The 4,047-nt window shown below is 72.5% G+C and carries 4 protein-coding genes and 1 riboswitch; of the genes, 1 reads left to right on the forward strand and 3 read right to left on the reverse strand.

The genetic code is table 11. The annotated features are described in order from the left end of the window. The 3 genes from ACJA3G_RS31850 to ACJA3G_RS31860 form a co-directional block, all read right to left on the reverse strand. On the reverse strand, window positions 1–992 hold a 992-nt coding region (locus tag ACJA3G_RS31850; protein WP_406556519.1), incomplete at its 3' end, for an ABC transporter substrate-binding protein. A gap of 8 nt (window positions 993–1,000) precedes the next feature. Continuing rightward, a complete protein-coding gene (locus ACJA3G_RS31855; RefSeq protein WP_406556520.1) occupies window positions 1,001–1,771 on the reverse strand; it encodes an ABC transporter ATP-binding protein in 771 nt (256 codons plus the stop codon). Window positions 1,772–1,773: 2 nt separating this feature from the next. Then, window positions 1,774–2,868, reverse strand: a complete 1,095-nt coding sequence (locus ACJA3G_RS31860) for a FecCD family ABC transporter permease (RefSeq protein WP_406556522.1) — start codon at window positions 2,866–2,868, stop codon at window positions 1,774–1,776. Window positions 2,869–2,962: 94 nt separating this feature from the next. Next, window positions 2,963–3,044: riboswitch (cobalamin riboswitch) on the reverse strand. A gap of 113 nt (window positions 3,045–3,157) precedes the next feature. On the opposite strand from ACJA3G_RS31860, the gene ACJA3G_RS31865 reads away from it, so the two are divergent. Beyond that, the coding region (locus tag ACJA3G_RS31865) for a hypothetical protein (protein ID WP_406556521.1) at window positions 3,158–4,047 on the forward strand (890 nt) is incomplete at its 3' end.

Genomic DNA, 4,047 nt, shown 5'->3' on the forward strand with positions numbered 1-4,047 from the left:
GTCCCCGTCCCCGCACGCAGATAGGCCCCCAGCCTGGCGATCGCCGACGGGTTGCGGGGGCTCTCGACCAGGTCCGCGTAGTCGAGGACGAAGATACGCCGGTGCTTGACGGCGGCGACGTTGCGCAGGGGGGCGTAGGACAGCAGGAACTTCTTCTTCTCCTCGGCGCTCACATCGCCGTAGTCGCAGATGACGATGGTGTCCGGGTTCCGCTCGACGACGCTCTCCCAGCCCACGGTGGTCCAGGAGTCGGCCACGTCGTGCATGACGTTCACACCGCCCGCCTCGGTGATGATCTGCTCCGGCGCGGCATAGCGGCCGGAGGTGAACGGCGTGCTCCGGCCGCTGTCGTAGAGGAAGACCGAGGGCCGGTCGGCGCCCTTGGGTGCCCGCGCCCGGACCTCCGCGATCTGCTTCTTGAAGTCGCGGACCAGCGCGGCGGCGCGCTCCTCGACGCCGAAGAGCCTGCCGAGGTTGGTGAGGTCGGTGTAGAGGGCGTCGAGCGGCGGCATGATGCCGCGTGAGGACGCCGTACGGCCGTTGTGGCACGACTCGGTCAGGATGTACGTGGGGATGCCGAGCTTCTTCAGGGCTTCGGGCGTGAAACCGCCGTCCTCACGGAAGCCGTAGTTCCATCCGGCGAAGACGAGGTCGGCGCGGGCGTCGAGGGCGTTCTCCTTGGTGAGCTGGTCCCTGGACAGCCACTTCACCTTGTCGTAGCCGCCCTTCCACGGCAGTTCGCTTACCTTCCCCCTGTCGTCGGGCATGGCGAATCCGGCCATGCGGTCTTCGAGGCCGAGGGCGAACATCAGCTCGGTGATGCCGACATCGTTGGTGACGACACGTTCGGGGACCTTGTCGTACGTCATGCGACGGCCGCAGTTGGTCAGGGTGATCGCCGAGGAGCCGGTGTCCCCGGAGGACTCGACCGTGGCGCCGCAGCCGGTGGCGGTCGCGGCGAGACAGACAACGGCGGCGAGCAGCTTGCGCATGGGCGTCCTCATGGGGTGGTGGGGGTGGGCAGGTCGAACAGGAGCTGCACGGCGCCTGTCCCGGGGTGGTGTACGCGGTGGGCGCGGACGCCGAACACCGCCTTGAGCAGGGCGGGCCGCAGTACGTCGTGCGGTGGCCCGCTGGAGACGATCCGGCCGCCGTCGATGACGTACAGGACGTCGCAGTGGGCGGCGGCGAGGTTGAGGTCGTGCAGGGCGGCGAGCACGGTAAGGCCGCTGTCGCGGACCCGGGAGAGGAGGTCCAGTTGATGGGCGATGTCAAGGTGGTTGGTGGGTTCGTCGAGGACCAGGACCCTTGGCTGCTGGGCCAGCGCCCGGGCGATGAGGACGCGTTGCCTCTCCCCGCCGGAGAGGCCGAGGACGCCGCGGTCGGCGAGGTGGGCGACGCCCGTGCGTGCCATCGCGCGGGCGCAGATCTCCCGGTCGGACGTGGCCGTGCGGTCGCGGTGGGGCAGCCGGCCCATGGCGACCACCTCGGCGACGGTGAAGTCGAACTGGGCGGCGGAGTCCTGCGGCAGCGCGGCCAGGACCCGGGCGGCGGCCCGCGGGTCCATGGTGTGCAGGTCGTCGCCGTCGAGCCGGACCGCGCCACCGGCCGGGCGCAGGCCCCGGTACACGCAGCGCAGCAGGGTCGACTTGCCGCTGCCGTTGGGGCCGACCAGTCCCACGAACGCCCCGCTGTCCACGGTGAGGCGGATGTCCTCGACCAGTCGGGTGCCGGAGGCCTCGATCGTCACCTCGTCGATGTCGAGCCGCATGGTCAGCGACCTCCGAACGCGTAGCCGCCGCGCCGCATCAGCAGCAGGAACGCGGGCACCCCGACCACCGCGGTGATCACACCGACCGGCAGTTCGGCCGGGGCGAGCAGCAGCCGGGACAGCACGTCCGCCCACACCAGGAGCACCGCCCCGGCGAGCGGCGCCACGGCCAGCACCCGCCGGTGGTCGGCTCCGACGAGCATCCGTGCGACATGCGGCACCATCAGGCCGACGAACCCGATGGCCCCGCTGACCGCGACGACGGTGCCGGTGACGGCCGCCGTCACGAGGAACAACTCCCGGCGCAGCACGGCCGGTTGCACACCCAGGGCGGAGGCGGTCTCGTCGCCCATGGCGAGTGCGTTGAGCGCCTCGGCGCGCCACCGCAGCCAGCCCCATCCGGCGGCCACCGTCACCGCGGCGAGCGGCACCTGCGCCCAGGTGGCGCCGCCCAGGCTGCCCAGCAGCCACATCATCGCCGACCTGGCCGCCTCGCCCCGGGCCGCGCCGAACACCATCACGGTGGTGAGGGCCTGGAAGCCGTAGGCCAGTGCCGTGCCGGTCAGGATGAGCCGCAGCGGTGTCAGCCCGTGCGGCGAGCGGGCCACGGCGTACACCAGGGCCATGGCCGCGAGTGCCGAGGCGAACGCCGACACCGACAGCGCCCACACCCCGAGTCCCGCGAACGCCCCCAGCAGGATGACGGCGTTGGCGCCCACCGCCGCGCCCGAGGAGATGCCGAGGACGAACGGGTCGGCCAGCGCGTTGCGGACCATCGCCTGCACGGCGACACCGACGGACGCGAGGCCCGCCCCGACCACCGCGCCGAGCAGGACCCGGGGCAGTCGGATCTCCCAGACGATGGTGTACGAGGCGGCGTCGCCCGCGTGCACGGTCGCGCCGGTGAGCCCGGCCCACAGGAAGCGGGGCACGTTCGGCCAGCCGACCCCGGCCGCTCCGAGTCCGACGCCGCCCACCAGGGACAGCAGGAGTAACAGCCCCAGGGCCAGGCCGAGTGGCAGCACGGGTATCCGGCTGGGGACTGTGCGTCGGTGCACGGGAGGGGCCGTCCTTCGTAGGGGCCGCCTGCTGGACATCGCGCAGGAGACGGCCCGTACGGCCGTACCGACCGCGCGGGTCCCCCCGGCTCGCAGTCCACGGCGAGCAGTCAACGGGTCGCTGGCCCTCCGCGGGCGATCGGGCTCACGCGGCGGACCATGGGTCGCCGCGCACACCGTTGCGGGTCAGCGCCGGACTCTCACCGGACTTCCCCCGCGGGAGGCAAGGGGAGCCTAACAAACCGTGTCCGTGACGTGCGGCGGCGCCGGGCCTCGTACAGCCCATCGTGGCTTGCCGACGGTCGTGGCGGGTGTTGAGGTCGGACCCATGGGCAGTGAGGGCGACGCGGCCGACGGGCGCAGGCGCAGGGTGACCGGGCAGAAGGTCTTCGCCAGCGACTTCCGCCCGGTGGACCTGGCCGCCCTGGGGTGGCCGGCGGACTGTCTGCACGCCCTGCTGCTGCGCAGCCGGCACGTGGACCGGCCCTTCACCGGCGTGGACTTCGGGGAACTGCCCGTGGAGCTGCGGCCCGACGTGGTGGTCACCGCCGCGGACCTCCCCCAGCCCCCGTACAGCAACCGCGTGTCCGCCGACGACGTCCAGGCGCTGCTGCCGACGGGTGAGCGGGCGGACTACATCGGTCAGCCGGTGGCCGTGGTGGTCTACGGCGACTTCGTACGGTTCCGCCGCGCGGCCCAGGAGCTGCGCGAAGGCGCGGCACCGGTGACCTACGGTCCCGCGCCCACGGGAGGCGAGCCGCCGCCCGATGAGGAGCAGCAGATCACCGAGGACCTGGAGGCGTGGACGCGGCGGGAGTTCACCGGCGCGCAGCGCCAGGCGCACTATCTGCTCGACGCGACCGTCCCCGGCGGCTACTCCCACTGGAACAAGGGCCGGGTCGCCTACGACGCCGCGCAACGGACGTTCGTCAGGAACGGGCAGCCCGACGCCGACGCGGAGCAGCTGTTCCTGGCGGTCGAGGACGACATGGCCTCGCCCGGGGCGCTGCGGGCCGTCACCACGACGTTCACCCAGCAGATCGATCCGGCGTTCCTGGAGCCGGAAGCCGGACTGGCCTGGCTGGACCGCTCCTCCGGCACGCTGCACCTGGTGCTGGGTACGCAGTCGCCGCACGGCGACGTGCCGGACATCCAGACGCTGCTGGGCCACGCCCACCCGACGGTGCGTTCCGTGCGGCTGTGGTCGAAGGACTGCGG

This window comes from Streptomyces sp. YS-3 (genome assembly GCF_045257485.1).
In the GTDB taxonomy this organism is placed as follows: Bacteria; Actinomycetota; Actinomycetes; order Streptomycetales; family Streptomycetaceae; genus Streptomyces.

Coding starts and splice junctions, on each gene's coding strand:
- ACJA3G_RS31855 (WP_406556520.1), bottom strand. CDS start 1,771: ATGCGGCTCGACATCGACGAGGTGACGATCGAGGCCTCCGGCACCCGA.
- ACJA3G_RS31860 (WP_406556522.1), bottom strand. CDS start 2,868: ATGTCCAGCAGGCGGCCCCTACGAAGGACGGCCCCTCCCGTGCACCGA.